The sequence below is a fragment of the Streptomyces sp. Ru71 genome, assembly GCF_002920535.1.
Classification (GTDB): Bacteria; Actinomycetota; Actinomycetes; order Streptomycetales; family Streptomycetaceae; genus Streptomyces.
In genome coordinates, this window is sequence record NZ_PQSS01000031.1 from 39,878 (window position 1) to 66,440 (window position 26,563).

General features: G+C 72.8%; 20 protein-coding genes. 10 read left to right on the forward strand and 10 right to left on the reverse strand.

The features are described 5' to 3' along the window. Positions 1–22: 22 nt before the first annotated feature. The 5 genes from C3489_RS19560 to C3489_RS19580 all read right to left on the reverse strand — a co-directional run bounded on the left by C3489_RS19560 (position 23) and on the right by C3489_RS19580 (position 7,285). A complete protein-coding gene (locus C3489_RS19560; RefSeq protein ID WP_103783170.1) occupies positions 23–1,579 on the reverse strand; it encodes a GMC family oxidoreductase in 1,557 nt (518 codons plus the stop codon). Positions 1,580–1,804: 225 nt separating this feature from the next. Next, positions 1,805–3,946: a SpoIIE family protein phosphatase gene (locus C3489_RS19565; protein ID WP_103783171.1), complete on the reverse strand. Its 2,142-nt coding sequence runs from the start codon at positions 3,944–3,946 to the stop codon at positions 1,805–1,807. Positions 3,947–4,049: 103 nt separating this feature from the next. Next, positions 4,050–5,099, reverse strand: a complete 1,050-nt coding sequence (locus C3489_RS19570) for a TolB family protein (RefSeq protein ID WP_374936758.1) — start codon at positions 5,097–5,099, stop codon at positions 4,050–4,052. Next, positions 5,096–6,361, reverse strand: a complete 1,266-nt coding sequence (locus tag C3489_RS19575) for an MFS transporter (protein WP_181139748.1) — start codon at positions 6,359–6,361, stop codon at positions 5,096–5,098. The genes C3489_RS19570 and C3489_RS19575 overlap by 4 nt, the downstream gene beginning before the upstream one ends. A gap of 27 nt (positions 6,362–6,388) precedes the next feature. Beyond that, complete coding sequence (locus C3489_RS19580; protein WP_103783173.1) at positions 6,389–7,285, reverse strand: glycosyltransferase family 2 protein; 897 nt, start codon at positions 7,283–7,285, stop codon at positions 6,389–6,391. Between the two features lie 360 nt (positions 7,286–7,645). Here C3489_RS19580 and C3489_RS19585 point away from each other — a divergent pair, with 360 nt between their 5' ends. From C3489_RS19585 to C3489_RS19620, 8 genes are all read left to right on the forward strand, one after another. Next, complete coding sequence (locus C3489_RS19585) at positions 7,646–9,085, forward strand: sugar transferase (RefSeq protein WP_103783174.1); 1,440 nt, start codon at positions 7,646–7,648, stop codon at positions 9,083–9,085. Between the two features lie 23 nt (positions 9,086–9,108). Continuing rightward, complete coding sequence (locus C3489_RS19590; protein WP_258054860.1) at positions 9,109–10,158, forward strand: Gfo/Idh/MocA family protein; 1,050 nt, start codon at positions 9,109–9,111, stop codon at positions 10,156–10,158. Between the two features lie 30 nt (positions 10,159–10,188). Beyond that, positions 10,189–11,163, forward strand: coding sequence for an NAD-dependent epimerase/dehydratase family protein (locus C3489_RS19595; RefSeq protein ID WP_258054861.1), 975 nt, complete (start codon positions 10,189–10,191; stop codon positions 11,161–11,163). Continuing rightward, positions 11,160–12,299, forward strand: coding sequence for a DegT/DnrJ/EryC1/StrS aminotransferase family protein (locus C3489_RS19600; protein WP_103783177.1), 1,140 nt, complete (start codon positions 11,160–11,162; stop codon positions 12,297–12,299). Before C3489_RS19595 ends, C3489_RS19600 begins: the two co-directional genes overlap by 4 nt. Then, positions 12,296–12,985: an acetyltransferase gene (locus C3489_RS19605; RefSeq protein WP_103783178.1), complete on the forward strand. Its 690-nt coding sequence runs from the start codon at positions 12,296–12,298 to the stop codon at positions 12,983–12,985. The genes C3489_RS19600 and C3489_RS19605 overlap by 4 nt, the downstream gene beginning before the upstream one ends. Continuing rightward, positions 12,982–14,100, forward strand: coding sequence for a DegT/DnrJ/EryC1/StrS aminotransferase family protein (locus C3489_RS19610; protein ID WP_103783179.1), 1,119 nt, complete (start codon positions 12,982–12,984; stop codon positions 14,098–14,100). Before C3489_RS19605 ends, C3489_RS19610 begins: the two co-directional genes overlap by 4 nt. 116 nt (positions 14,101–14,216) lie before the next feature. Further along, a complete protein-coding gene (locus C3489_RS19615) occupies positions 14,217–17,768 on the forward strand; it encodes a DUF4082 domain-containing protein (RefSeq protein WP_258054862.1) in 3,552 nt (1,183 codons plus the stop codon). Between the two features lie 19 nt (positions 17,769–17,787). Then, positions 17,788–18,834, forward strand: a complete 1,047-nt coding sequence (locus tag C3489_RS19620; RefSeq protein WP_103783181.1) for a glycosyltransferase — start codon at positions 17,788–17,790, stop codon at positions 18,832–18,834. A gap of 17 nt (positions 18,835–18,851) precedes the next feature. Here C3489_RS19620 and C3489_RS19625 read toward each other — a convergent pair whose 3' ends face one another. Next, a complete protein-coding gene (locus C3489_RS19625) occupies positions 18,852–19,514 on the reverse strand; it encodes a hypothetical protein (protein ID WP_103783182.1) in 663 nt (220 codons plus the stop codon). 71 nt (positions 19,515–19,585) lie between these two features. On the opposite strand from C3489_RS19625, the gene C3489_RS19630 reads away from it, so the two are divergent. Further along, entirely contained in the window at positions 19,586–21,595 is a 2,010-nt protein-coding gene (locus tag C3489_RS19630) for an O-antigen ligase family protein (protein ID WP_103783183.1), read from the forward strand. Continuing rightward, positions 21,592–22,509 (forward strand): glycosyltransferase family 2 protein, encoded by a 918-nt coding sequence (locus tag C3489_RS19635; protein WP_103783184.1) that lies wholly within the window; start codon positions 21,592–21,594, stop codon positions 22,507–22,509. The genes C3489_RS19630 and C3489_RS19635 overlap by 4 nt, the downstream gene beginning before the upstream one ends. Here C3489_RS19635 and C3489_RS19640 read toward each other — a convergent pair. The 4 genes from C3489_RS19640 to C3489_RS19655 are packed head-to-tail and all read right to left on the reverse strand — an operon-like array spanning position 22,488 to position 26,518. Further along, the gene (locus C3489_RS19640; RefSeq protein WP_103783185.1) at positions 22,488–23,279 is read right to left on the reverse strand and encodes a glycosyltransferase; all 792 of its coding nucleotides are present in this window, start codon (positions 23,277–23,279) and stop codon (positions 22,488–22,490) included. The genes C3489_RS19635 and C3489_RS19640 overlap by 22 nt on opposite strands. An 11-nt stretch (positions 23,280–23,290) precedes the next feature. Next, a complete protein-coding gene (locus tag C3489_RS19645) occupies positions 23,291–24,229 on the reverse strand; it encodes a hypothetical protein (RefSeq protein ID WP_103783186.1) in 939 nt (312 codons plus the stop codon). Then, entirely contained in the window at positions 24,226–25,713 is a 1,488-nt protein-coding gene (locus C3489_RS19650; RefSeq protein WP_103783187.1) for an oligosaccharide flippase family protein, read from the reverse strand. The genes C3489_RS19645 and C3489_RS19650 overlap by 4 nt, the downstream gene beginning before the upstream one ends. After that, positions 25,676–26,518: a Wzz/FepE/Etk N-terminal domain-containing protein gene (locus C3489_RS19655; protein ID WP_103783188.1), complete on the reverse strand. Its 843-nt coding sequence runs from the start codon at positions 26,516–26,518 to the stop codon at positions 25,676–25,678. Before C3489_RS19655 ends, C3489_RS19650 begins: the two co-directional genes overlap by 38 nt. Positions 26,519–26,563: the final 45 nt, after the last annotated feature.

A 26,563-nucleotide genomic window follows, 5' to 3' on the forward strand; every position in this document is an offset into this window, starting at 1 on the left:
GCGCCGGTCCCGACGGGGCTCGTCAGCGCCGCGCCCCCGTGATGAGGGCGGCCGCCTTCTCCGCGGCCATGATCGTCGGCGCGTTGGTGTTGCCGCGCGGCACCGTCGGGAAGACGGAGGCGTCCACGACACGCAGGCCCGCCACGCCGAACACCCGCAGCTCGGGGTCGACGACCTCGCCGATGGCACAGGTCGACGTGGGGTGGTACAGCGTCTGCCCGTGGCGCTGCGCCCAGGCGAGGAGGCCGGCGTCCGAGTCCGCCTCCGGCACGAGGTACGGCCCCGTCGCGACGTCGGTCACCGCCCTTTGCGCCGCGATCTCCAGGGCGATGCGCAGACCTGCGACGATGACCTCCCGGTCCTGGGCCGTCGTCAGGTAGTTGTGCACGATCCGCGGCGCGACGTCGGGCCGCGCGGAGCGCAGGGTGACCGTGCCGCGGCTGGTCGGGGCGAGCACGCACGGGCCGAAGGAGAAGCCGTGCTCGGTCGGTGCGCCGAGCCCCTCCTGGTGGAAGAGCACGGGGGCCGCGTGGAACTGGAGGTCCGGGGCGGCCAGGTCGTCCCGGCTGCGGAAGAAGCCGCCGGCCTCGCCGATGTTGGAGGTGAGAGGGCCGCGGCCCTCGCTCTGCAGCAGCGCGGCGTTCTCCGGGGTCGCCGCCGTGAGCAGGGACTCGACGCCGGTGCGGTAGTTGAGCAGCGTCATGTAGTGGTCCTGCAGGCCCTCGCCGACGGGCAGGTCCTGGACGACGCCGATGCCGAAGGCGGCCAGCGTGGCGGCCGGTCCGATCCCGGACAGCATCAGCAGCTTCGGCGACTCGTAGGCGCCCGCGGAAAGGATCACCTCGCGCTCGGCGCGCACCACCTCGACGGTGCCGCCCCGCTCCACCTCCACCCCCGTGGCCCGGCCGCCCTCGATCACCACGCGGTGCGCGAGGGCCGCCGGCAGCACGGTAAGGTTCGGCCGCTCCAGCGCGGGGTGCAGATAGGCGACCGCGGCACTGCAGCGCAGGCCGCCGCGCTGGGTGAGCTGGTAGCGGCCGACACCGAACTGCGTCTCGCCGTTGAAGTCGTCGTTCGCCTTGTGCCCGGCCTGCACGGCCGCCTGTACGAAGACCGAGGCGAGCGGGTGCTGCGACCGGCCGTCGCTGACGGTCAGCGGCCCGTCCGCGCCGTGGTACTCGTCCTCGCCGCGCTCGTTGCCCTCCGCGCTCTTGAAGTACGGCAGGACCTCGTCGTACGACCAGCCCTCGGCCCCGGCCGCGGCCCAGCCGTCGTAGTCGGCGCGGTTGCCGCGGATGTAGATCATCGCGTTGATCGAGCTGCAGCCGCCGAACACCTTGCCCCGGGGAAGGAAGGACCGCCGTCCGCCGATCCCCGGCTCCGGCTCGCTGTCCAGGTCCCAGTCCAGGGCCGACTTGAACAACTGCGGGAAGGCGGCCGGGACATGGATCTCCTGCGCGGTGTCGGGACCGCCCGCCTCGATCAGCGCGACCCGGACGTCCGGGTCCTGCGAGAGGCGTGCCGCGAGGACACAGCCGGCGGATCCGGCGCCGACGATGACGTAGTCGTACGTGCTCATGTCCATCCCCTTTGATACGTAGGGCAGTTCTACGGCCGTGCGGGATCGAGGGCGCGGACGAGGAAGTGGAGCTGATCTCCCGGCGCCCGCTGCCACACTCCCGCGTGGACGTCCAGCGGTCGACGGGGTACTCGGACAACTGCGCCCGCATTTCCGCGCCAGCCGGCGGGCCGCACCGGGCGGGGCGATGCGCTGTTCTTCCCGGGACCCCGCTGGGGCGGGGGGTCAGCCGAGCGTGCCGTGCGGCTCGGCGGGCAGGGCCTGCTCCGCCCAGATCACCTTGCCCTCGCGGCTGTGCCGGGTGCCCCAGCGCTCGGCGAGCTGGGCGACCAGCAGCAGTCCGCGCCCGCCCTCGTCGAAGGTGCGGGCGCGGCGCAGATGCGGGGAGGTGCTGTTCGTGTCGAAGACCTCGCAGGTCAGCGTGGACTGAAGGATGAGGCGCAGCTGGATGGGGCCCTTGCCGTAGCGGATCGCGTTGGTGACCAGCTCGCTGACGATCAGCTCCGTGGCGAAGGACAGCTCCTCAAGGCCCCACGCGGTGAGTGTCTCCACGGTGCGGGCACGGGCGCCGGCGACGGCCGCCGGATCCGACGGGAGGTCCAGCGTGGTGACATGGCCCGGGTCGAGGGCCCGGGTCCGCGCCACCAGCAGGGCGACGTCGTCGGAACGGTCGTCCGGCAGTACGGCGGCCAGCAGCCGGTCGCAGATCTCCTCCGGCGTGGCCGGCCCGTCGGTGACCGCGTCACACAGCGCGGCGCGCGCGGCGTCGACGTCCCGTCCACGGCTCTGGATGAGACCGTCGGTGTACAGCGTCAGCAGGCTGCCCTCGGCCAGCTCGAACTGGGCCGTCTCGAAGGGGAGTCCGCCCAGGCCCAGGGGCGGCCCGATCGGCATCTCGGGGAAGTCGACCGACCAGGTGGCGTCGACGCCCGGCGCGTCAGGAGGAGTCGCCACCGCCGGCGCGACATGGCCGGCGCTGGCCAGCGTGCACAGCCGGGACACCGGGTCGTAGACCGCGTACAGGCACGTGGCGCTCAACTCGCCGACGTCGCGCGCCTCTTCGCGCTGCAGGCGGATGACCACGTCGTCCAGGTGGGTGAGGAGTTCGTCGGGCATGAGGTCGATGTCCGCGAAGGACCGCACGGCCGTGCGCAGGCGGCCCATCGTGGCGGCGGCGTGCAGTCCGCGGCCGACGACATCGCCGACGACGAGGGCGACCCGCGCCCCGGACAGCGGGATCACGTCGTACCAGTCGCCGCCCACGCCCGCCCGGGCTCCGCTCGGCAGATAGCGCGACGCCGTGTCGACGGCGGACTGCTCCACCGCGCGCTGCGGCAGCAGACTGCGCTGGAGGGTGAGCGCGGTGGTGCGCTCCTGGCTGTAACGGCGGGCGTTGTCGATGGACACCGCCGCCAGCGCCGCGATCTCCTGGGCCAGCAGGAGGTCGTCGTCGTCGAAAGGGGTCGCGGTGCCGCTGCGGAGGAACTGGGCGAGGCCCAGCGTGTTGCCGCGGGCCCGCAGCGGGAGCAGCAGGGCCGAGTGGTGCCCGGACGCGGGCGCCGTGGGGCGGTGCAGACGCGGCCGTCCCGAGGCCAGGGCGCGTGCCGGTTCCGACTCCGCCGGGTAGGTGTGCGTGCGGCCGGTGGCGACCGGCGGGCCGGCGCCGTCGTCCAGCACGGAACGCTGGGCGATGCGACGCAGCACCGGCGTACGCGCCGACGGGGCCGGGGGACGGTCGTCGCCGTCGTGGAGCAGGGAGTCGAGGAGGTCGACGGTGACGAGGTCGGCGAAGTCCTCGGTGCCGAACTCCGTCAGTTCCTGGGCCGTGCGGGCGGTGTCGAGACTCGTCCCGATCCGCCGGCTCGCCTCGTTGGCCAGCAGCAGCCGTCGCTGCAGCCGCCGGTCGCGCTCCTCCTGGTAGGCCGCGACGACCTGCTCCGACCCGCGGTCGACGTACCGGAAGGCCGCCCCGACCAGCCGCATGGCCGCGGCGTTCATCAGCTCCCAGTCGTCGGTGAGCCGGGCGGCCTCGCCCTGGATCAGCTGGACCAGGATCATGTGGCCGAGGCGGTAGGAGCGCAGCAGCCGGCTGAGCGGCACCCCGTGCCGGGCGGCCTGGCGGGCGATCTCCAGCGCCTCGGGCGGCGCGTCGACGTCCGTCACGTCGATGCGCTGTTCGAGCACGTCCAGGAACCGGGTGATGTGCGAGGCCGTCTCCTCCAGCGCGAGCGCGGCGATCTCCTCGTGCTCCCACAGCTCGGGCATGTCGACGGCCAGGCGTTGCAGCAGCAGGTCGGCCGACTCCTCCGCCCGCGGTCTGAGCTCCTGAGCCAGACGACGGAGGAACGCGTCGACATCGATGCCCATACCGGAAACGTACCGAAGCTCCCGAATTCTCGCCCCTCCAGCGAGGCCGGACAGTCCGTGCCCGCCCTGCGGCGGGGCCGGGGGGCGGGGGGAGGTGTCCGCCCTACAGCGGCGCCGGCGACGACGCCGCCGCGATCAGCAGCCGGGGGCTGCCCGTGCCGTCCGCCGGCACGCTCCACAGATCACTGCTGCCGACCTTGCCGTTCGTGGGCAGGGCGTAGGCGAGGGTGCGGTCGTCGAGCCAGGTGGCCTGGTCGTCGACGCTGTGCCGTTCGGCGAGCGGCGTCTGGCGCAGGGTGCGCAGGTCGAGGACGTACTCGTGCCACAGCGAGGCACCGGACAGCACCCGCTTCTTGTAGGCGACGCGGGTGCCGTCGGGGGAGAGCGAGGGGCACTCCACGTTCTCGGCCAGGGTGGTGACCGTGCGCCGGGTCAGTGAACCCCGCACCAGGTGGGTCTTGTTGCCCGTGTTGAGCGTGGCGTAGAACGTGTCGTCGTCGGAGGCGAAGGTGACGCCCCAGAAGTTGACGTCCGAAGCCCGGTAGGGCTTGCCTTCCTTGACGATCGAGAACGTCTCCAGGCTGGGCGTCAGCCGCATCGTGCGGGTGTCCAGGATCGACGTCCGGGTGGAGAAGAAGGCCGACGAGTAGGACTCGCCGGAGACGAAGACGGTCCAGGCGGCGAAGCGGCCGCTGGGCGAGACCCGGGCCCGGCTGGGGGTGCCCGCGAGCGGGAAGGTGCGCAACGTCCGCAGGCCGGAGTCCAGCAGCAGGGCGCGGTTGCGCTGCTTGAGGACGCCGGGGTCGGACTGGAGGCAGACGCCGGTGCCGGCCGCGGCGTAGAAGCGCACGCACGTCAGGTCCGAGGCGGTCCGCCTGCCCGCCGGGTCGGCGGACGGCACCGAGGCGACGGCGCCGCGGTGCGGGCCCGCGGCCCCGTTGACGAACATCAGCCGGTCCCGCCCGTCGAGCGTGACCTTGCCAGCGCCGACGGCGGGCCCGCCCGAGGGCGCTTCGTTCGCCCGGTCGGCGCGGGCGGCGGCGTGCAGGACCACGCCGGTGCCCAGGCCGGCGAGCAGCAGGACCGCCGCGAGGAGTACGAGCAGGCGGCGGCGCAGCGGTGTCATCCGGGTCCTCGGTGTCGTGGTGGTCATCGGGTGCCGTCCGCCGGCCGCAGCACCAGGGCCGCGACGGCCGCGCAGCACAGCAGGCCGAGCGCGGAGCCGGCCAGCGCCGGGCCGTCCCCCCAGGCCGTCCAGGCGGCGCCGAAGGCCAGCGAGCAGCAGAACCGGGCCAGTGCCTGACTGGTGCCGACCAGGGCGAGGCCGCTGGCGCGCAGGTGCTCGGGCACGACTCCGGCGAGCGCGGCTGGCAGCACCCCGTCGGTGGCCGCGTAGAAGACGCCGTGCAGGGCGAGGACGAGCGGGGCGAGGGCCGGCGTGCCCGGGGCCCACAGCAGCAGGGCGTAGGCGGTGAGCAGGCCGGCGTGCCCGGCGAGGAACACGGTGCGCCGTCCGATCCGGTCGGCCAGCGCGCCCAGGGGCACGGCCAGCAGCAGGAACACCGCGGCGGTGCCCAGCGGCAGCAGCGTGAACCACTCCTCGCCGACGCCGGCCCGCCGTTGCAGCAGCAGATAGACGAAGGCGTCGCTGACCGTGGTCAGGCCGAGCAGCGCGGCGCAGCAGGCCAGCGTCCGCAGACGCGGCAGGCGCAGCAGCGCCAGCGCCTCGCGCACGGACGGCTTGGCGCGCGGGGGGCCGGACTCCTGCGTCCGCTCGGCCTGCCTCCTGCCGGGGACGAACAGCACCAGCACCAGCACGCCGAGCGCGGCGACGCAGGCGCTCACCCCGAACACGGCGTCGTAGCCGTCGGCGGCGGCGCGCAGGATCAGGAAGGCCGCCAGCGGGCCGAGCATGGCGCCGGTGGTGTCCATCGCCCGGTGCACCCCGAAGGCCCGGCCGTGGCTGCCGGCCGGGGTGGACAGGGAGATCATCGCGTCGCGCGGGGCGGTGCGCAGGCCCTTGCCGGTCCGGTCCAGCGCGAGGACCGTGCCGAGTGTGCCGATGCTGCCGGCGAGCAGCAGCAGCGGTTTGCACAGCGCGGACAGGCCGTAGCCGAGCCCGGCCATCAGCTTGTGGCCGCGCACCCGGTCGGCGAGGTGGCCGCCGGTGAGCTGGACCAGCGCGCTCACGCCGTTGTAGATGCCGTCCAGGGTGCCGAACCCCAGCGGGCTGAAGCCGAGTGTGCTGACGAGGTAGAGCGGCAGCACCGCGGTGACCATCTCCGAGGAGATGTCGGTGATCAGGCTGACCGTGCCGAGCACGAGCACGACCGGGGCGACCCGGCGCCCGGGGCCGCGTCTTCGGCCCTGGCCGGGGCCCGCCTGCACGGGCGCGGAACGGTCGGTGAGGTACATGGACGAGGGACTCCAGGGGCGGTGCGATCAGTTCTGCCGGCTGCTGGACGACAGGTTCCGCCGGCCGCCGGGCGACGAGCCCTGCCGGCTGCTCTCGTCCCGCAGCCAGGTGCCGAAGTCCCCCGCCCGGACGGCCTTCCCGGCCCGCCGCCGGGCGACGACAGCCGCGCCGGCGAAGACCACGAGGGCGGGCAGGAGCTTCGGGTCCCGGCGCAGCAGGGCGATCAGATCCGCGCGGCCGGTGCGCGCCGACGCCTCGCCAGGTGCCCGGTGCTGTTCGACCTGGGCGGTGGACACCGCGGCCCGCACCCGCCGTCTGATCAGGTCCGGCCAGGTGCGCGGCGGGTGCACCACGACCCGGGCCGTGTCGAGCACGCGCCGCTCCCCGGGCGCGAAGGCGAGGGAGGCGGCCAGGTCGTCGGCCATCAGCGGCGGCAGGGCGGCGATCCGGGCGTGCCCGGCCTCGGAGAGGGCGATCACGCCCCGGCCGAACAGCCCCTCGCGCACGGCGGGCAGCCGCTGCCACACCCGGTAGTACGCCCGCACCCGCCAGGCGCAGCCGTCCAGCGGGACGTGCCGGGCGGGAGCGGTGGCGAGGACCCCAGAGGTGCCGTCGGCCAGCGGTTCGGCCAGCGCCCGTACGCCGGCACCCGTGATCACGACGTCGGCGTCCACGTACACGCGTGGGAAGCCGCGCGCGTGGTCGTCGCCCGCGCGCAGGGCGGCGTGCTTGGACGGCACCGGGATCTCGACGACCCGGACGCGCGGGCCGCGGGCGGCCGCGACCGCCGCGGTGTCGTCCGTGCAGCCGTTGCACACGACCACGATGTCGGTGTCGTCCTCGGCGGGATCGGCCAGCAGCGAATCGAGGAGCCGGCCGATGACGCGCGCCTCGTTGTGAGCCGGGATCACGATGCTCGTCACCCGGGCAGTATGCCGCCGGTGACGCCCCTGCGCTGCGTGTTTCGTCCAACTGTTCCCGCGACTGCGTCCCGTGGTCTAGATTGAGGTTCGCCGGACCGGTTTGGGAGGGGAAATCAGCCTTGACTGCCCGTCAAGGCACGGCGTTGTGAACCGGATGCCGTACAAGCAGACCAACATGCGGGGGGCATGAGGCGGTTGGGGAACCGCCGAAAACCCCCTCGTTTTCAGTGCTTTCAGTGCCTTTCAGTGCCGCTGTGCTGAGGAGATGCAGCGGCACTGATCCAGTCCTGGCTGCGGGCCTCGGTGCCGCATGCCGGGTTTCGTTGGGTCAAGGGTGGCTGCGCATGTCGTGGGGGGTCCATGACCATTGAGATCACGCATGAGCACCTGGTTGTGGAACATCGCATTCCAGATGCTCGTCGAAGACGCTGGGAAGGGAAGTACCGAAGAGCCCTGCTGGTCGCGGACGGCCTGACGGCCGCCGCCGCGGCCCTCGTGATCCACGCGGTGTACGGCCGCTGGGCGGTGGCCCTGCTGCTGCCGCCGGTGTGGATCGCGGTGATGCTGGTCCACCGCTCCTACGACCGCGCCGCATACGGCCTCGGGGCCGAGGAGTATCTGCGGGTGCTGCGCGGTGCCGTGGCCCTGCCCGCCCTCGCGGGCGCGCTCTGGCTGGTCACCCGCGACGCCGGGCTCCTGCACGACCTGGCCATGGCCGCACTGCCGGTCGCCGGCTTCGGCCTGGCCGCCCGCTGCGCGCTGCGCCGCCGGCTGCACCGGCGCTGGGCCCGCGGCCGGGACGGCAGCGCCACCCTCCTGGTCGGCCCCTCGCGCGACGTCCTGGAGCTGGTCGCCGTACTGCGGCGCCCCGGCGGCGTCCAGGGACTGCGGGTCGCCGGTGTGTGCCTGAGCGACCAGGACCACACGGCCCGGATCCGCAGGCTGGGCATCCCCGTCCTCGGCACGGTCGGCGACATGAACGACGTCGTGCGGGCCATGGGCATCACCACCGTCGTGGTGCTGCCGGCACCCGAGTTCGACGCGGACGCCCTGCGCCGGATGTCCTGGACGGCGGCGGTCCACCACGCCGACTTCCTGCTCGCCCCCGTCCTGTCCGACGTGTCCGCCTCCCGGCTGGCCGTCCGCCCCACCAACGGGGTTCCACTGGTGCGGATCCAGGCGCCGAACCTCTCCCGGCTCTCCCGGCTGCCCAAGGAAGCGCTGGACCGCTCGCTCGCCGCGGCGCTCCTGACCCTCCTCGGGCTGCCCATGCTGCTGATCGCCCTGATCGTCCGGCTGGACAGCTCCGGACCGGCGCTCTACCGCCAGCAGCGGGTGGGCCGCTACGGCGAGAACTTCACCATGCTGAAGTTCCGCACCATGCGGCCGGACGCGGACGCCCTGCGGGCCGAACTCGCCCACCTCAACAGCAACAGCGACGGCCTGCTGTTCAAGGTGAAAAAGGACCCGCGCGTCACCCGCGTCGGCTCCTTCCTGCGGCGCAGCTCGCTCGACGAACTGCCGCAGCTGATCAACGTGGTCAAGGGCCACATGTCGCTGGTCGGCCCGCGCCCGCCGCTGCCCGAGGAGGTCGAGGAGTACCCGCCGGACATCAAGCGGCGCCTGCTCGTCAAACCCGGCCTCACCGGGCTGTGGCAGGTCAGCGGCCGCTCCGACCTGCCCTGGGACGAGGCGGTCCGGCTCGATCTCGGATACGTGGACAACTGGTCGATGGGCCTTGACCTGTCGATCCTGCTGCGCACCGGCTCCGCCGTGGTGCGCGGAACGGGGGCCTACTGATGCGCCAGGGAAAGAGGAACGCAGTGACGCAGGAGCCGTTGGGGGTCGCGGTCGTCGGGGCCGGCTACTGGGGCCCCAACCTGGTACGCAACTTCCAGGCCAGTGACCGGTTCCGGCTGCGCTGGCTGTGCGACCTGGACGTGCAGCGGGCCGAGCGGGTCCTCGGCGGCTACTCGACGGTTCAGGCCACCGCCGACTACGCGGCCGTCCTCGCCGACGACTCCGTGGCCGCCGTCGCCGTGGCCACGCCCGCCGGCACCCACCTCGACATCGCCCTGGCCGCGCTGCGCGCCGGCAAGCACGTCCTGGTGGAGAAGCCGCTCGCGGCCACCTACGCCGACGGCATGCGCCTGGTGACCGAGGCCGAGGAGCGCGGCCTGACCCTGATGTGCGACCACACCTACTGCTACACGCCCGCCGTGGGCCGCATCCGCGACATGGTCCACTCCGGGGAACTCGGCGAGATCCACTTCGTCGACTCGGTCCGCATCAACCTGGGTCTCGTCCAGAAGGACATCGACGTCCTGTGGGACCTGGCCCCGCACGACCTGTCCATCCTGGACTTCATCCTGCCCGACCACGTCGAGCCGGTCGCCGTCGCCGCCCACGGGGCCGACCCGATCGGCGCCGGACAGGCGTGCGTTGCGTATCTGACGCTGCAGCTCAACACGGGGGCCATCGCCCACGTGCACGTGAACTGGCTCTCCCCGACCAAGGTGCGCACCACCATGGTGGGCGGCGCCAAACGCACCCTGGTCTGGGACGACCTCAACCCCCTGCAGCGGGTGGCCGTGTACGACCGGGGCGTGGACCTGGCCGCGCCGCAGGAGATCGGCGCGGACGAACGCCGGGAGATGCTCGTCTCCTACCGCGCGGGCGACATGGTCGCGCCCGCGATCGGCGAGAAGGAAGCGCTGCGCGGCATGGTCGACGAGTTCGCCGACGCGATCACCCACCGGCGGGCCCCGCTGACCGACGGCCGCGCGGGCCTGCGCGTGCTGGACATTCTCGAAGCGGCCTCCCGCAGCCTTCAGTTCAAGGGCGCGGTCGTCGGCCTGCGCGCCGGGCACTGAGAGCCGTAACCCATGGAGAGGGCAGAGCAGTTGAGCAGCGTACGAGGCAAGAAGATCCTGGTCACCGGAGGGGCGGGCACCATCGGCTCGAACCTCGTCGACCTCCTGGCCGAGGGCGGTGCCCGCGAGATCGTCGTGCTCGACAACTTCGTGCGCGGCCGGATGGCCAACCTGGCGCGGGCGCTGGGCAGCGGCGTGGTGCAGGTCGTCGACGGCGACGTCCGGGACACCGCCACGGTGCGGAAGGTCACCGAGGGCGCCGACCTGGTGTTCCATCTCGCCGCCATCCGCATCACCCAGTGCGCGGAGGAGCCCCGGCTCGCCAACGAAGTGCTGGTCGACGGCACGTTCAACGTCCTGGAGGCGGCGGTCGACGCCGGGGTGTCCAAGGTGGTCGCCTCGTCCTCGGCGTCCGTCTACGGCATGGCCGACACCTTCCCGACCACCGAGGACCACCACCCGTACCACAACGACACCTTCTACGGCGCCGCCAAGGCCTTCAACGAGGGCATGCTGCGCAGCTTTCACGCCATGTACGGGCTGGACTACGTGGCCCTGCGCTACTTCAACGTGTACGGGCCCCGCATGGACATCCACGGCCTGTACACCGAGGTGCTCATCCGCTGGATGGAGCGCATCGAGGCCGGCGAGCCGCCGCTGATCCTCGGAGACGGCAGCCAGACCATGGACTTCGTCGACGTCCGTGACATCGCCAGGGCCAATGTGCTGGCCGCCGAGTCGGACGTCACCGACGAGGTGTTCAACGTCGCCAGCGGCACCGAGACCTCGCTGAAGGAGCTCGCCCAGGGCCTGCTGGAGGCCATGGGCGCGTCCGGGCTGGAGCCCGAGCACGGCCCCGCCCGCGCGGTGAACGGGGTGACCCGGCGCCTGGCCGACACCAGCCGGGCCGCCGAACGGCTCGGCTTCACCGCCCGCATCGACCTGCGCACCGGACTGAAGGACCTGGTCGAGTGGTGGCGCGCGGAGCGGGAGGCGGCCGTATGAGCACCGACCGCGTCCCCGTGATGATCCCCTGGCTCGGCGAGGAGGAGGCCCGGGCCGCCGCCGAGGCGGTGCTGTCCGGCTGGGTCGCCCAGGGCCCCCGGGTCGCCGCCTTCGAGCGGGCCTTCGCCGAGCGGGTCGGCGCCGAGCACGCCGTCGCGGTCAGCTCGTGCACCACCGCCCTGCACCTGTCCCTCGTCGCCCTCGGTCTCGGCCCCGGCGACGAGGTGATCGTGCCCTCCCTGTCGTTCATCGCCACCGCCAACGCGGTCCGCTACGTCGGCGCCGAGCCGGTCTTCGCGGACGTGGAGGCGGCCACCGGCAACCTGACCCCGGCCACCGTGGACGCCGTGCGCACCCCGCGCACCCGGGCCGTCCTCGTCGTCCACCAGGGCGGCGTACCGGCCGACGTGCACGCCCTGCGCGCCGCCTGCGCCGACTGGCAGCTCCCGCTGGTCGAGGACGCGGCCTGCGCCATCGGCTCGACGGCCGGCGGCAAGCCCGTGGGGCACGGCGCGCTGATCGCCGCCTGGTCCTTCCACCCCCGCAAGGTCGTCACCACCGGCGAGGGCGGCATGATCACCACCGACGACGCCGCGTGGGCCGAGCGGCTGCGCCGGCTGCGCGAGCACGGGATGAACGCCTCCGCGGCGGAGCGTCACGCCAGCGACAGGCCGGTCCTGGAGAGCTATCTGGAGGTCGGCTACAACTACCGGATGACCGACATCCAGGCCGCGGTCGGCCTGGTCCAGCTCGGCCGGCTCGACGAGATGATCGCCCGCCGCCGGGAACTGGCGGCACGCTACGACGCGTTGCTCCGGAACGTCCCGGGCCTCACCCCGGTCCGCGACCCCGAGCACGGCGAGAGCAACTTCCAGTCCTACTGGGTGCTGCTGGGCGAGGACTTCCCCGTCGGCCGGGACGACCTGCTCGCCGCGCTCGCCGCGGCCGGTGTCTCCGCCCGGCGCGGCATCATGGCCGCCCACCTGGAACCCGCCTACGCCGGCCACCCGCACGCCCCGCTGCCGGTCACCGAGCGCCTCAGCCGCGACTCGCTGATCCTGCCGCTGTTCCACACGATGACCGAGCCCCAGCAGGACCGCGTCGTCGCCGTGCTGCGCGAACAGGCGGCGCCATGAGCGAACTGCTGATCATCGGCGCCGGCGGCTTCGCCCGGGAGACCGCCCAGGCCGTACGGGACGCGGGCGAGGCCAAGCTGCTCGGGCACCTCGACGACAACCGCGCCCTGCACGGCACCGAGGTCGACGGCGTGCCCGTGCTCGGCGGCTGCGACCTGGTGCACGACCTGCCCGACGCCCGGGTGGTGATCTGCGTGGGCAACCCCCGCGACTACGCCGCCCGAGCGCGGCTGGTGCGCCGGCTCAACCTGCCCCCGGACCGCTGGGCCACCGTCGTCCATCCGACCGCGGCCGTCTCGGCCACCTCACGGATCGGCCCGGGCTCGGTCCTGCTCGCGCACTGCGTGCTGACCGCCGCGGTGCGGGTGGGCGCGCACGTCGCGGTCATGCCGCACGTCGTGCTCACCCACGACGACGTGGTCGAGGACTACGTCACCATCGCGGCCGGCGCCCGGCTGGGCGGGGGAGTACGGCTGGCCCGGGGCAGCTATCTGGGCTCCGGGACGCTGGTCCGGGAGGGCACCACGGTCGGCGCCTGGTCGCAGATCGGCATGGGGAGCACCGTGCTCGGCGACGTCCCGCCGGGCGAGGTGTGGGTGGGGAGCCCGGCCCGGCGGCTGCGCGAGGCGGCCGCCCCGGCGCTGGACGAACAGGCGAGACGAACCATGGGGGGACAGACCGTATGAACCGGATTCCGCTGGTGGACCTCAAGGCCGCCCACGAGGAGGTCGCCGACGAGGTACAGGCCGGGTTCGCCCGCGTCCTGGCCGGCACGGCGTTCATCGGGGGCGAGGAGGTCGGCCTCTTCGAGCGCGAGTACGCCGGCTTCGGCGGCGTCGCGCACTGCGTGGGCGTCGCCAACGGCACCGACGCCGTCGAACTCGCCCTGCGCGCGAGCGGGGTCGGGCCCGGCGACGAGGTCGTGGTGCCCGCGAACACCTTCATCGCCACCGTCGGCGCCGTCGCCAGGATCGGCGCACGGCCGGTCCTCGCGGACTGCCTGCCCGACAGCCACCTGCTCGACCCGCAGGCGGCGCTGGACGCGGTCGGCCCGGCCACCCGCGCGGTGATCCCCGTCCATCTCTACGGGCAGCTGGCGGACGTGACGGAACTGACCCGCCACCTGCCCGAGAGCGTGCGGGTCGTCGAGGACGCCGCGCAGTGCCAGGGCGCGAGCCGCGACGGCCGCACCCCCGGCAGCGGCACCATCGCCGCCACCAGCTTCTACCCCGGCAAGAACCTGGGCGCCTACGGCGACGCGGGCGCGGTCCTCACCGACGACGAGGAACGCGCCGGCCTGGTACGCGCCATCGCCAACCACGGCGGCGTCGCCAAGTACCGCCACGACGTGCCCGGCTTCAACAGCCGCCTGGACGGACTGCAGGCCGTCGTACTGCGCGCCAAACTCGCCCGGCTGGCGGACGGCAACGCGGCCCGGCGGGCGGCAGCCGCCCGCTACGACGCGCTGCTCGCCGGCCTGGCGGCGGCCGGCCGGGTGATCCTGCCGGCGACCGTGCCCGGCAACGTCCACGTCTGGCACCTCTACGTCGTCCAGGTCACCGGCGCGGACCGCGACGACGTCGTCGGCAAGCTCAACGCCGAGGGCATCGGCGCCGGCGTGCACTACCCCACCCCCGTCCACCTCACCCCGGCCTACCGCCATCTCGGCCACACCCGGGGCGACTTCCCGAACGCGGAGCACGCGGCCGAACGCATCCTGTCGCTGCCGCTCTACCCGCAGATCACCCCCGACCAGCAGCAGCGGGTCGTGGACGCGCTCACCGAGGCGCTCGCAAGCTGACACACCCCGCTCCACCCCCGACCGAACGGGTCGGGCCTGCACAGCACCGCTGAGAGGTACTCATGAACAGTTGGAGCAGACGACTCAGGGGCGGGCGCCTCGCCGTCGTCGCAGCGTTGATCTTTGCGGTGCTCCCGCAGGCCGTGCCCGCACAGGCCGTGACCGATCCGTGCGGGGCGGGCTCGAACCCGATCGTGTGCGAGAACTCCAAGCCGGGCAGCCCCAAGTCCGACTGGTTCTCCGCCAACGCCTACGGAGACATCAAGGGTTTCACGACCAAGGAGAGCGTCCAGGCCGGGGAGACCGTCCAGTTCAAGGTCCAGTCGAAGACCCCGTACCGCATCGAGATCTACCGCCTGGGCTGGTACGGCGGCAACGGCGCGCGTGAGATCTCGACGGCGGCGCAGGCGGCGGTGACCTACCCGGCGAACTACACCACCAGCCCCAAGAGCTGCACCACCAAGGCCGCCACCGGCCTGGTCGACTGCGGCAACTGGCCCGTCACCGCCGGCTGGACGGTGCCGAGCGACGCCGTGTCCGGCCTGTACATCGCGAACCTGACGCAGACCGACGGCGACGGCCTCATGCCGTACCCGTTCGTCGTCCGCAAGGACTCCAGCACCTCCGACATCGTCGTGCAGACCAGCGACCAGACCTGGCAGGCGTACAACGACTACGGCGGCCAGGACCTCTACGGCGGCACCGGTCCCGCGCCCGACGGCCGCGCCTACGAGGTCAGCTACAACCGGCCGCTGGACATCGGCGGTGACAACGGCATCTACGGCTCCGAGTTCATGATGCTGTCCTGGCTGGAACGCAACGGCTACGACGTCAGCTACCTCTCCGGCGTGGACGTGTCGGCCAACGGCTCCACCCTGCTGAAGAACCACAAGGTGTACCTGTCCTCCGGGCACGACGAGTACTGGACGCAGAGCCAGTACTCCAACGTGCTCGCGGCCCGCAAGGCCGGTGTGCGGGAGGCCTTCTTCAGCGGCAACGAGGTCTTCTGGAAGACCCGCCTCGCCCCCAGCATCGACGGCGCGAACACGGCGAACCGCACCCTGGTCTGCTACAAGATGACCAAGATGGCGCAGAACAACGGCATCGCCGACCCCAGCGGCATCTGGACCGGCACCTGGATGGACCCGGCCAGCACCCAGTACGGGCAGGCCTACCAGCCGCCGAACATCCTCACCGGCTCCATGTTCACCGTGAACGGCTACCGCGCCGACTCCATCACGGTCCCCGGCTCCTACGGCAAGAACCGGCTGTGGCGGGGCACCTCCATCGCGAACCTCACGCCGAGCCAGACGGCCACCTTCCCGGCCGGCACGCTCGGCTACGAGTGGGACAGCGACATCACCAACGGCACCCGGCCCGCCGGGGCGATCGACCTGTCGTCCACGACGGTCGACATCAACGACGGCAAGTACCGCCTGGACTGGGGCAACACCTACGGCAACGGCACCGCCACGCACAACCTCGTCGCCTTCCGCGACCAGGACTCCGGGGCGCTGGTGTTCGGCTCGGGCACCGTGCAGTGGTCGTGGGGGCTGACCAACGTGCCCACCTACAACCCCGAGGACACGGTGGTCACCGAGGACTCGCGGATGCAGCAGGCGACGTTGAACCTCCTCGCCGACATGGGCGTCCAGCCGCTGACCCGGCAGAGCAACCTCGTGGCCGCCACCGCCTCCACCGACACCGCGGGACCGGCCGTCACCGTGTCGAGCCCGGCCTCCGGGGCCACCCTCCCGGCGCTGAAGCCGGTCACGATCACCGGCGCCGCCACCGACTCCGGCGGGGGAGTGGTCGCCCGCGTGGAGGTGTCCACGGACGGCGGGACGACGTGGAACGCAGCCACCGGCCTCACCTCCTGGAAGTACACCTGGACGCCCACCGTTCCGGGTGCGGCGTCGATCAAGGTCCGCGCGGTCGACGACAGCGTCAACATCGGCGCCGTCACGACCCTCCCGGTGACCGTCGGCCCCCAGACCTGCCCCTGCACCGTGTGGCCGGCCTCGTCCGTGCCCGGCACCGTCAACGCGGGCGACGGCAGCTCCGTGGAGCTCGGCGTCAAGTTCCGCACCACGGTCGCCGGTTCGATCACCGGCGTGCGCTTCTACAAGTCGCCCGCCAACACCGGCACCCACACGGGCAGCCTGTGGACCGCCTCCGGCACCCGCCTGGCCACCGGCACCTTCACAGGCGAGACGGCCTCCGGCTGGCAGCAGCTCAACTTCGCCACCCCGGTCGCGGTGAAGGCCAACACCACGTACGTGGCCTCCTACTTCGCTCCGAACGGCGGCTACTCCTACGACGGCGGCTACTTCACCGACAGCGGCGCGGGCCTCGCCCCGCTCACCGCGCTGAAGTCCGGCACCGACGGCGGCAACGGCGTCTACCGCTACAGCTCCACCAGCGCCTTCCCGTCCTCGCAGTCCACCGGCAGCAACTACTGGGTCGACGTGGTGCTGGACACCGCGACGGCCAGCACCGCACCGCCCACCGTCACCGCGACCTCCCCGACCTCGGGGGCCACCGGCACGGCGATCACGGCACCGGTGTCCGCGACGTTCAGCTCGTCCATCGACTCCGACAGCCTGACGTTCACCGTGAAGGACCCGGACGGCACCGCCGTGCCCGGCTCCGTCACGCTGCCCGCGGCGAACAAGGCGACCTTCACCCCGTCGACCCAGCTGGCGCTGCACACCACGTACACGGCGACCGTGCAGGCCTCGGACGTGTGGGGCAACGCCATGGCGGACCCGGTGACCTGGTCCTTCACCACCAGCTCCACCCCGCCCGCGGTGACCTGCCCCTGCACCCTGTGGAACGCGAACACGGTGCCGGCCAACCCCGACATGACCTCCGACACCAACTCCGTCGAGCTGGGCACCCGGTTCACGTCCTCCACGGCCGGCTGGATCACCGGCGTCACCTTCTACAAGGGCACCGGCAACACCGGCACCCACACCGGCAGCCTGTGGACCGACGACGGCACCCTGCTGGCCGGCGGCACCTTCACCGGCGAGACCGCCTCCGGCTGGCAGACGCTGACCTTCGCCACCCCCGTGGCGGTCACCGCGGGCACCCCGTACGTCGTCTCCTACCACGCGCCGAACGGCAACTACGCGGTCGACGGCGGCTACTTCACGGCAGCCCACCAGTCGTACCCGCTGACCGCCACCGCCGACACCACCGCGCACCACAACGGGCTCTACCGCTACGGCGCCGGACCGCTCTTCCCCAACAGCTCCTACGGATCGGCGAACTACTGGGTCGGCCCCGTCTTCACCGCCGACGACCCCGGCGCCGCCCTCGCACCGGCCACCGCCTCGGAGGTGACCACGTCCTCGGTGACGCACACCGCGGACGCGGCCTCCCCCCTCGTCACGACCGTGCCCGCCGGGACCGCCCTGTCGTCCGTCACGGCGACCGTGACCGTCCTGCCCGGACCCCAGGCGGCCGCCGCCCGAAAGCTCCACGTCACCGCCGTCACCTCCTACGACCGGGCCACGCGCAAGGTGTCCGTGCACCTGTCCGCCCCGCTGCCGGACGGCACCCGCTTCAAGGTCACGGTCACGGCCCTCGACAAGCACCGCCACCCGGTGACGTCGCGGAGCTGGACCCTGACCGGCAAGACCGTCCGCACGAAGAAGAACTGACCGATTGGCTGCCGCATCGATGAGCACCGTCAGTGTTGTCATCCCCTGCTACAAGTACGGTCACTTCCTCGCCGACTGCGTGAGCAGCGTCCTGGACGAGCAGGACGGCGTGGACGTCCGGGTCCTCATCATCGACGACGCCTCACCCGACGACTCGGCGGAGACCGCGCAGAAGCTGGCCGCCTCCGACCCGCGGATCGAGGTCCTCGTCCACGAGAGGAACAAGGGCCACATCGCCACCTACAACGAGGGCCTGCTGGAATGGGCCGACGGCGACTACGTGGCCCTGCTCTCCGCCGACGACCGGCTCGTCCCGGGCGCCCTGGTACGGGCCGCGGCCCTCCTGGACGCGCACCCCGAGGCGGGATTCGCCTACGGGCGCCCGCTGCGCTTCCGGCACGGCGGCCCACTGCCCAAGGCCCGCACCCGCTCCACCGGGTCGGTCGTCTACCCCGGGCAGTGGTGGCTGGAGCGGCGCTTTCGCGAGGGCACCGGCTGCATCACCTCGCCGGAAGTCGTCGTCCGCACCAGCCTGCAGCGCACGGTCGGCGGCTACGACCCGGCGCTGCCGCACGCCGGCGACATCGAGATGTGGATGCGGCTCGCCGCACACGCCGACGTCGGCTACATCCGCGGCGCCGACCAGGCCTACTACCGCGTCCACGGCGACAACATGTCCACCACGGACTTCGGCGGCCAGCTCGACGACCTGCGCCAGCGCCTCGTCGCCTTCGACTCGGTGCTCGCCAAGTGCGGCGACCGGCTGCCGCACGCCGACCGTCTGGCCGACCAGGTGCACACCCGGCTCGCCCGCTACGCGCTGCGCCGCGCCTACCGGGCCTACGACCGGGGACGCACCGACGTCGTCCCGGTCGACGCGTGCGTGGCGTTCGCCGCGCAGTGCCTGCCGGGCTACCGTGCGCTGCCGGAGTACCGCGCGCTGCGGCTGCGGCGCCGGATCGGGGCGGCGGCGATGCCGTATCTGCAGCCGCTGGTGTGGTCGGCCGTGGCCGAGCGCGGCCGGGAGTGGCTGTGGTGGGAGTCCTGGAAGCGCCGCGGTATCTGATGAACCACCAGTTCCACTCAGTGCGTCGCGGGAACCGGGCCGGCGTGCCGACGCCGGCCCGGCGCGTCCTCGCGGCGGCCCATCAGATACCGGTCGAGCCACAGGGCGCCCACGATGCCGCCGGCCACGCCCAGCAGAGCGGTGCCCGCCAGGCCCCGGCTCGGGGTGCCCTGCACCTGGGCGGCGCTCGGGGAGGTCAGCACCGAGGCCGTGATCCGCGACCCGCCGGGAACGTTCTGGGAGGCCTGCAACGCCTCGACGTGCCGGGTGTAGACGTCGATGATGCCGCGTACGGCCGTCACCGCCTCGTCGGGCCCGGACGCCTGCGACTGCACCTGCAGCGACGGGATCAGATAGCGCGGCGTGGCGCTGGTGCCGCTGTTGCGCGGGACGAGCCGGTAGGTGCCCCGCACGCCCGCGGCCTTGAGCTCCTTCGCCCCGGCCGGGGACTGCAGCTGCTGGACGACCGCGTAGGAGACCAGGGCGAGCGGCGGCTGCAGATTGGTCAGCTGGTTGGGCTGGTTGCGCGTCACCGGAGGCTTGAGGACGACCACCGCGGAGCCGACGTACTGCGGGGTCGGGCGCACCACCTGGTAGGCGCCGGCGGCCGTCAGCAGCAGCGCGGCCACCACGACGTACCAGCGGCGCAGCAGCGCGTCGGCGACGTTCCCGGGGGACATAGGAGATCCTTCCGTCAGCCCCGATACTGGCATCACGCGCGGCTCGACGCCACCGATTGGGGGGACGGTACGTGAGCCTTGGTGAGATCTGGGCCATTCTGCGCAGACGCTGGTACTTCATGGTGCCGTTGACCCTGCTCAGTCTGCTCGGCGGCGGCTACCTGTACGTGACCGTGCCCGTCTCCTACCAGTCGCAGAGCTCGGTGGCGCTGCTGGACTCCTCGGCCGTGGCCCGGCTGGCCCCGACGTTCGGCAACCCCATCTCCAACGCGGGCGGTTCGCTCATCGTCACCGCCGACGTGCTGATCAGGACCCTCGAATCCAGCGACGCCGCCAAGGAGTTGCGCGGCCGGGGCGTCACCGACCCGTACACGGCCGGCTTCGCACCGGCCAGCGAGAGCCCGCTGCTCACACTCAGCGTCACCGGCACCGACCGGGCGAAGGTGCTCAAGGAGACCAACACCCTGACCACGTTCGCCGGTGAGCAGCTCAACGCGCTGCAGGAGGCCGCCCGGGTGCCGCCGGCGTACCTGGTGCAGACGGCGCCCGTGGTGCTGCCGCAGACCCCGGTGGCCAAGTCCAAGAGCCGCTACCAGGACGTCGCGGCCGTCGTCATCCTGGGCGTGGTCAGCGCGTTCCTGCTGTCCATCCTGATGGAGGGCGTCGCGGTGGTGCGCCGCCGGCGTGCCGCCCCCCGCCCCTCCGGCGCCCCGCGGCGGGAACGGGCGGGCGTGCTCGGCCGCGGGGTCGACGCCACCGCGATCCTCACCGTCTATCTGACCCTCGCCTTCTTCATCCCGTCCAACCTGGCGCTGCCCGCCCTCGGCGGCGTCGGCACCCCGGCCAACGTCTTCGCCCTGCTCGGCCTGTTGTGGTACCTCGCCACCTGGCTCGGCGGCCGCATCCTGCCCGCCCCCGGCACCCGGCTCCCGCGCGTCGCGATGTGCGTGCTCGGCGTCGCCGTCGTCCTGGCGTACATCGCCGACTCGCTGCGGGAGAGCTCGCACCAGGAGGTGCTCGGCGCGGACCGGGGTCTGATCGGATACCTGGTGTGGGTGTCGCTGGTCGTCCTCACCTCCGCGGCGGTGCAGGAGCGCGGCCGGCTGGACGTGCTGCTGCGCCGGGCGGTGGTCCTCGGGTCGGTCGTCGCCGCGATCGGCTTCTACGACTTCTTCGCCGCCACCAACATCGCCGACTCCCTGCACATCCCGGGCCTGCAGACCAGCGTGGCCCAGGTGTCCGCCATGGACCGCGGTGCCTTCACCCGGCCCCGGGCCACCACGGCCCAGCCGCTGGAGTTCGCCGGCGTCCTGGCGATCCTGCTGCCGTTCGCCATCCAGCAGGCCTTCGATCCGGTACGCCGCCATCTGCGCGCGTGGCGCCGCTGGGCCCCGGTGGTGCTGCTGGCCGGTGCGCTGCCGCTGTCGGTGTCGCGGACCTCGATCATCGGGCTGCTGCTGGTCGCCCTGGTGATGGTGGTGCGCTGGAAGCCCGCCCGGCGCTGGGCCGCGATCGGCATCATGACGGCCTCCGTGGCCGTCTTCAAGGTGCTCGTCCCGGGCCTGATCGGCACCATCACGGGCCTGTTCGCCTCGTTCCTGTCCAACTCCGACAGCAGCACCCAGGCCCGCACGGTCAAGTACAGCGCCATCGTGCCCTACTTGAAGGAACACCCGCTGTTCGGGCGCGGCTTCGGCACCTTCACGCCGGACCTGTACTTCTTCACCGACAACCAGTACATGCTGGTCCTGGCCGAGATGGGGGTGCTCGGGCTCCTCGCCCTGCTCACCCTGTTCGTCACCGGCATCCACCAGGGCGGCGCCATCCGGCGCCTGGCGCGCACCGACGCCGACCGCGAACTGGGGCAGGCCTTCTTCGCCTCCTCGCTGGTCGCCCTGGTCATCAGCGCCACCTTCGACTCGCTGAGCTTCCCCATGTTCGCCGGCCTGTTCTTCCTGCTGCTGGGCGCCGGGGGCGGCTATCTGGGGTTCATCCGGCGCGAGGCCGCTGCCGCCGCCGTCGCCGGTGCCCCCGAGCCCGCCGTGGAAGCCCGGCATCCCGACCTCGTGGAGTCCCGATGAGCCCCGTCGCCGTCATCGTCGTCACCTACAACAGCGCCGCGGTGCTCCCCGGGTTCCTCGCCGCGCTCCCGGACGGCATGGCCGGCCTGGACTGGCACCTCGTCGTCGCCGACAACGACTCCGCCGACGACACCGTGGGGCTCCTCACGACGCTGGCCCCCGACGCCACCGTCGTGCAGACCGGCCGCAACGCCGGATACGCCGCCGGCGTCAACGCGGCGCTGGCCGCCGCCGGCACCTACGAGGCCGCCCTGATCTGCAACCCCGACATCCGGATGCGGCAGGGCTGCGCCAAACGCCTGGTCGACAGCCTCGGCGACGGCGTCGGCATCGCCGTGCCCCTGCTGTACGAAGAGGGCCGGGACACGCCGCACCACTCGCTGCGGCGCGAGTCGAGCGTGCTGCGGGCCCTGGGCGAGGCCGTCATCGGCAACCGCCGGGCCGGAAGGTTCCCAGCCCTGAGCGAACTCGTCACCGACCCCGCCGCGTACCGGCGGCCCACCCGCGCGGACTGGGCGACCGGCGCGCTGATGGCGATCTCGGCCGACTGCGCGGCCGCGTGCGGTGAGTGGGACGAGTCCTTCTTCCTCTACTCGGAGGAGACCGAGTACTGCCTGCGGGCGCGCGACCTGGGCCACGCCACCCAGCTGGAGCCGACGGCCGAGGCCGTCCACCTGGGCGGTGACTCCCGGGTGTCGCCCTGGCTGTGGAGCCTGCTCACCGTCAACCGCGTGCGGCTGTACCGGCGGCGCCACGGGCCCGTCGCGACCGGCTGCTTCCGTGCCGCCGTGCTGCTGCGGGAGACCTCACGCGCGCTCCTCGGCCGTGCCGCCAGCCGGGCGGCGGTCGCCGCGCTGCTCAAGCCCGGTGCTCTGCGGACGACACCGGGACCTCAGCCGGACCAGGTCGTGTAGAAACTCCCCGGGTTCACCAGGTACCGCACGGTGGCGTGCGGCACATGCTCGACGCGGTGGCCGCGGCTGTAGCGGTGGACCAGCTCCCAGTCCTCACGCGGCAGCACCTCGGGCGTCCGCCGCAGCCGGCTGAAGCGGAGCGCCCCGGTGCGCCGCGCGACGAAGGCGTTGGTGTCCAGGAAGGACTCCCGGGCCGCCCGGCGCCGGTCGAACGGCACGGACAGCACGTCCCGCTCGGTCCCGTCCGGCAGGACGCGGCGCAGCGCCGTGTACACGCCGTCGGGCCCGTCGGGCGCCTCCAGCACCGCCAGCGCCCGCTCCAGGTGGTCCGTCTCCCACAGGTTGTCGTCGTCCAGGAACGCCACGTACCGCGAGCGGGTGAGCCGGATGCCGACATTGCGCACGACTCCGGCGACACCCGTGTTGCGCGCCAGCGAGACCGCCAGCAGGCGGGGGTCCTCGGGGAGTTCGGGCAGTCCCGCGCCGTCGTCGACCACGACGACCACCTGGTCGCGCACGGTCTGGGCCAGGGCCGAGCGGACGGCGGCGCGCAGGGCGTCCGGGCGGCGGTGGGTGGCGATCACCGTGGCGACGAGCGCACCGGGCAGCGGCTCGGGGGTGGCCGCCAGCCGGCGCACCTCGGCGGTCTCGAAGCGGCGCAGCCGCAGCGCGGAGGGCGCGAGCAGGACCTTGTTGCGCAGCTCGAACAGGACGAGCCAGCCGAAGGCGCGCTTGAGCAGCTCCCAGGGGGCGCGGGCGATGCGTCGCATGATCCTCTTCCTCAGCCGGCCGGCGCGGGCGTGATCGGGGTGCCGTCGGAGAACCGGTTGCCGCGCCAGACGTTGCCGGCCCCGCCCTCGTTCCAGGCGGTGACGGCCCCGTAGGCACCGGAGTTGCGGTGGTAGCGGCGGGAGAAGACGTTGTCCGTGACCGAGATACCGGTCGCGCCGGGGCCGCCGCCGTACAGCGCGTACGCGCCCCCGGCCAGCAGATTGCCGTCGACGACGACCTGGGAGACATGGCCGGTGTCGGCGAACAGGCCGACCGCGGCGGACGCGCCGCGGTCGACGGGCACCGGGTTGAGCAGGGTGTTGTGCCGGATGCTCAGCCTGCCCTTGTTGCCGCCGCCGCTGATCACCGCGTCGGTGTGCTGCCACTCCCCGCCGGCGTTGCGGAACGGGACGAGGTCGTGGACGTAGTTGTCGTGCAGGTCGCCCTGCCCCATGGACAGCGCGTTGCCGAACACGGAGATGTCGCACCAGCCGACCTCGACGGAGCTCGTGCCCATGTTGGAGACGGCGTAGTCCACACCGCCGTTGTCGGGGCCCTTGCCGGGGACGGCGGTGATGGTGCTGTGCAGGATCCGCAGCCCGCTGTGGCCGGGACGCAGGTTGACCCCCCACCAGTTGGTGGAGGTGATCCTCGTGTCGACGATGGTCACGTCGTCGGCGTAGACGTCGAGGGAGCCGGTGATGTCCCAGCCCTTGATGACCATGCCGTCGGTCTTGATGCTGAGGTTCCCCGTGGAGTGCGGTGTCAGGGGGATGCGCGGGCCGGTGGTGGAGGCGTCGGGGAAGCCCGCCTCGCCGGGTGCCGGGGGCCTGGCGTCGGCCGTGCCGCGCGAGGGGGCCTGGGCGCGCGGGGCGGGGTCGCCGCCCGAGGTACAGGCGGCGCACAGCACGAGGGCCAGGCCGGCGAGCAGGAGGCGCAGCCTCGTCATACGGTCTCCGGGGTACGGGAGCCGAGCAGGAAGCGTCGGCTGGGCAGCACGCACACCACGTAGCATCCCAGCGCGACCGTGCCGGTGACGCACAGGGCGAGCGGGCCGTCGCCGAGGAGCCGCTTCGAGGCCAGCAGCACCGCCGTCATCACCGCGCCCCCGAGGAACGGCCAGGCGCAGGCCCTGGCCAGGGGGGCGAGGCCGATCCCGGCCCGGCCGAGGGCGTGCAGGAACGCGGGCACGACGAGGGCGACGGCGACCAGGACATGGCCCTGGGAGACGCCGACGATGCCGTTCAGACGGGCGCCGGCGATCAGCACGGGGACGAGGGCGACGACCCACAGGCCCTGGGTGAGGATCAGGGAGCGGCGCCGTCCGGCGGCGACGAGGCAGTCGTAGGCGAGTTCGCACCCGATGCGGACCAGGCCCAGCGCCATCAGCCAGGGCAGCGCGGCGGCGGCCGGCACCCAGGTGCCGCCGTACACGAGGCGGACGACGGGGGCGGCGAGGCCGCCGAGCAGCACGCACAGCGGCACCGTGCCCGTGACCAGGACGCCCAGCGCACGGCTGAAGCCCTGGGCGAGGGCCTGCGGCGAGTCGGCGAGACGGGAGAAACCGGCGAAGGACACCCGCCGGGCCGCCTCCGAGATGATCCGCACCGGCCAGCCGGACATGTTGAACGCCAGGACGTAGAAGCCGAGGGAGACACCGCCCAGGGTGGAGCCGACCACCATGGTGTCCACGTTGACGACGGCGAGGGCGAGCAGGCTGGCGCCGGCCAGCGGCAGCCCGAACCTCAGCAGCGCCTTGGCCTGGACGGGGTCCCAGCCGAACCGCAGGGTGCCGGGCGCGGCCAGCGCACAGCCGGCCAGGGCGGCGATGTTGCCGGCGACGGCACCCCAGGCGAAGCTCATCGCGCCCCCGCCGGCGAACGCCAGCGCCAGGGTCACCGAGGTGCTGAGGACGAAGTTGAGCGCGTCGATGACCATCCGCCGGCCCTGGGCGAACTCCCGGGTGAGGAACCCGGCGGGCACCTGCGCCACCCCGTCGATCACCAGGCACAGGCACATCACCCGCAGCACGCCCGTGGCGTCGGGCGAGTCGAGCATCACGGCCACCGTGGGCGCCGAGACGAACAGGGCGGCGTACAGCAGGCCGCTGGTCGCGGTCGCCAGGGTCAGCACGGTCGGCGCGAAGCGGCGCGGGTCGCCGTCCCAGCGCACGATGGCCAGGCTGACGCCCAGTTCGTTCGCGGACAGCAGGACCAGCAGCACGGTCTGGGCGATGCCGTAGACGCCCCACTCGGCGGGGCCCAGCGCGAAGCGGGCCAGCAGGATGCCGGTGGCGAAGTTGCCGAGGCGCATCACCACCGTGTTGATCAGGCTCCAGCGGGCCGCGGAACGGACCTTGCGGCCGAGGGAGGCGGGGGCGGGGGTGTCGCTCGGTTCAGCGGTGTCGCTGTCCGGTGTGCGAACGCTGTCCATGAGTCGACTCCTCGTCGAGCGGCTCGGCGGAGGGCTCCACGGTCATCACGGACCGTCCCGCCCTCGGCTGGGCGGGGGGCCCGTTCTCGGCGGCCCTGCTGTCGGCCGATCGCGACCAGCTGGGTGCGGTCCGCAGCGCCATCGTCTGCTCGGCGGCCGGTTCCCCGGCCGCCGGCTGCGCGGGCGCCGCCTCCCGCGCCGGTGTCCGCGACCGCCGCCGCGCCTCCACCCAGAACACCCCGACCAGACTCAGCACCAGGCCGAGCCCCCCGGCCATGACCATGTACTCCAGCCGGGTCTTGGTCTGCGCCACCGGGTTCTGCGGGGGCACGACGGTGGTCATCCGGATCATGGCCTTCGGCGTCACCGACTGCTGCTTCTGGAACTGCTCCAGCCGCTCCTCGGCGTACGCGGTCAGGATGCGGTCCGAGGCCAGCACACCGGCCTTGTCGGTGCCGGTGACGGTCAGCCACATCAGCGGCCCCTGGGCGTTGTCGGCGAGCTTGGCCTCGAACGTCCCCGACGCGCCGCGGGACTTCAGCTCCCGCAGCGAGCCGTCGGAGTTGAGGTTGCGCGCCAGGCTGTCCGCCATGCCGGTGAGCGATGTCTGGGTGGACAGGAACGGGTTGCCGTCGTAGGCGACGGTGGCCTTCTGCGAGTTCAGCAGGACCACCGTGCTCTGCGACTGGTACGTGACCGGGACCAGCAGCGCCACCGCCACGGTCAAGGCGGCGGTCAGCAGCAGCCCCGGCAACAGCACGTACCAGCGCCTGCGCATGACACGGAAGATCTCAGCGAGATCCATGGTGGTCCCCCCTCGCGACCCGACGTGCCCCGAGCATATGTTGCA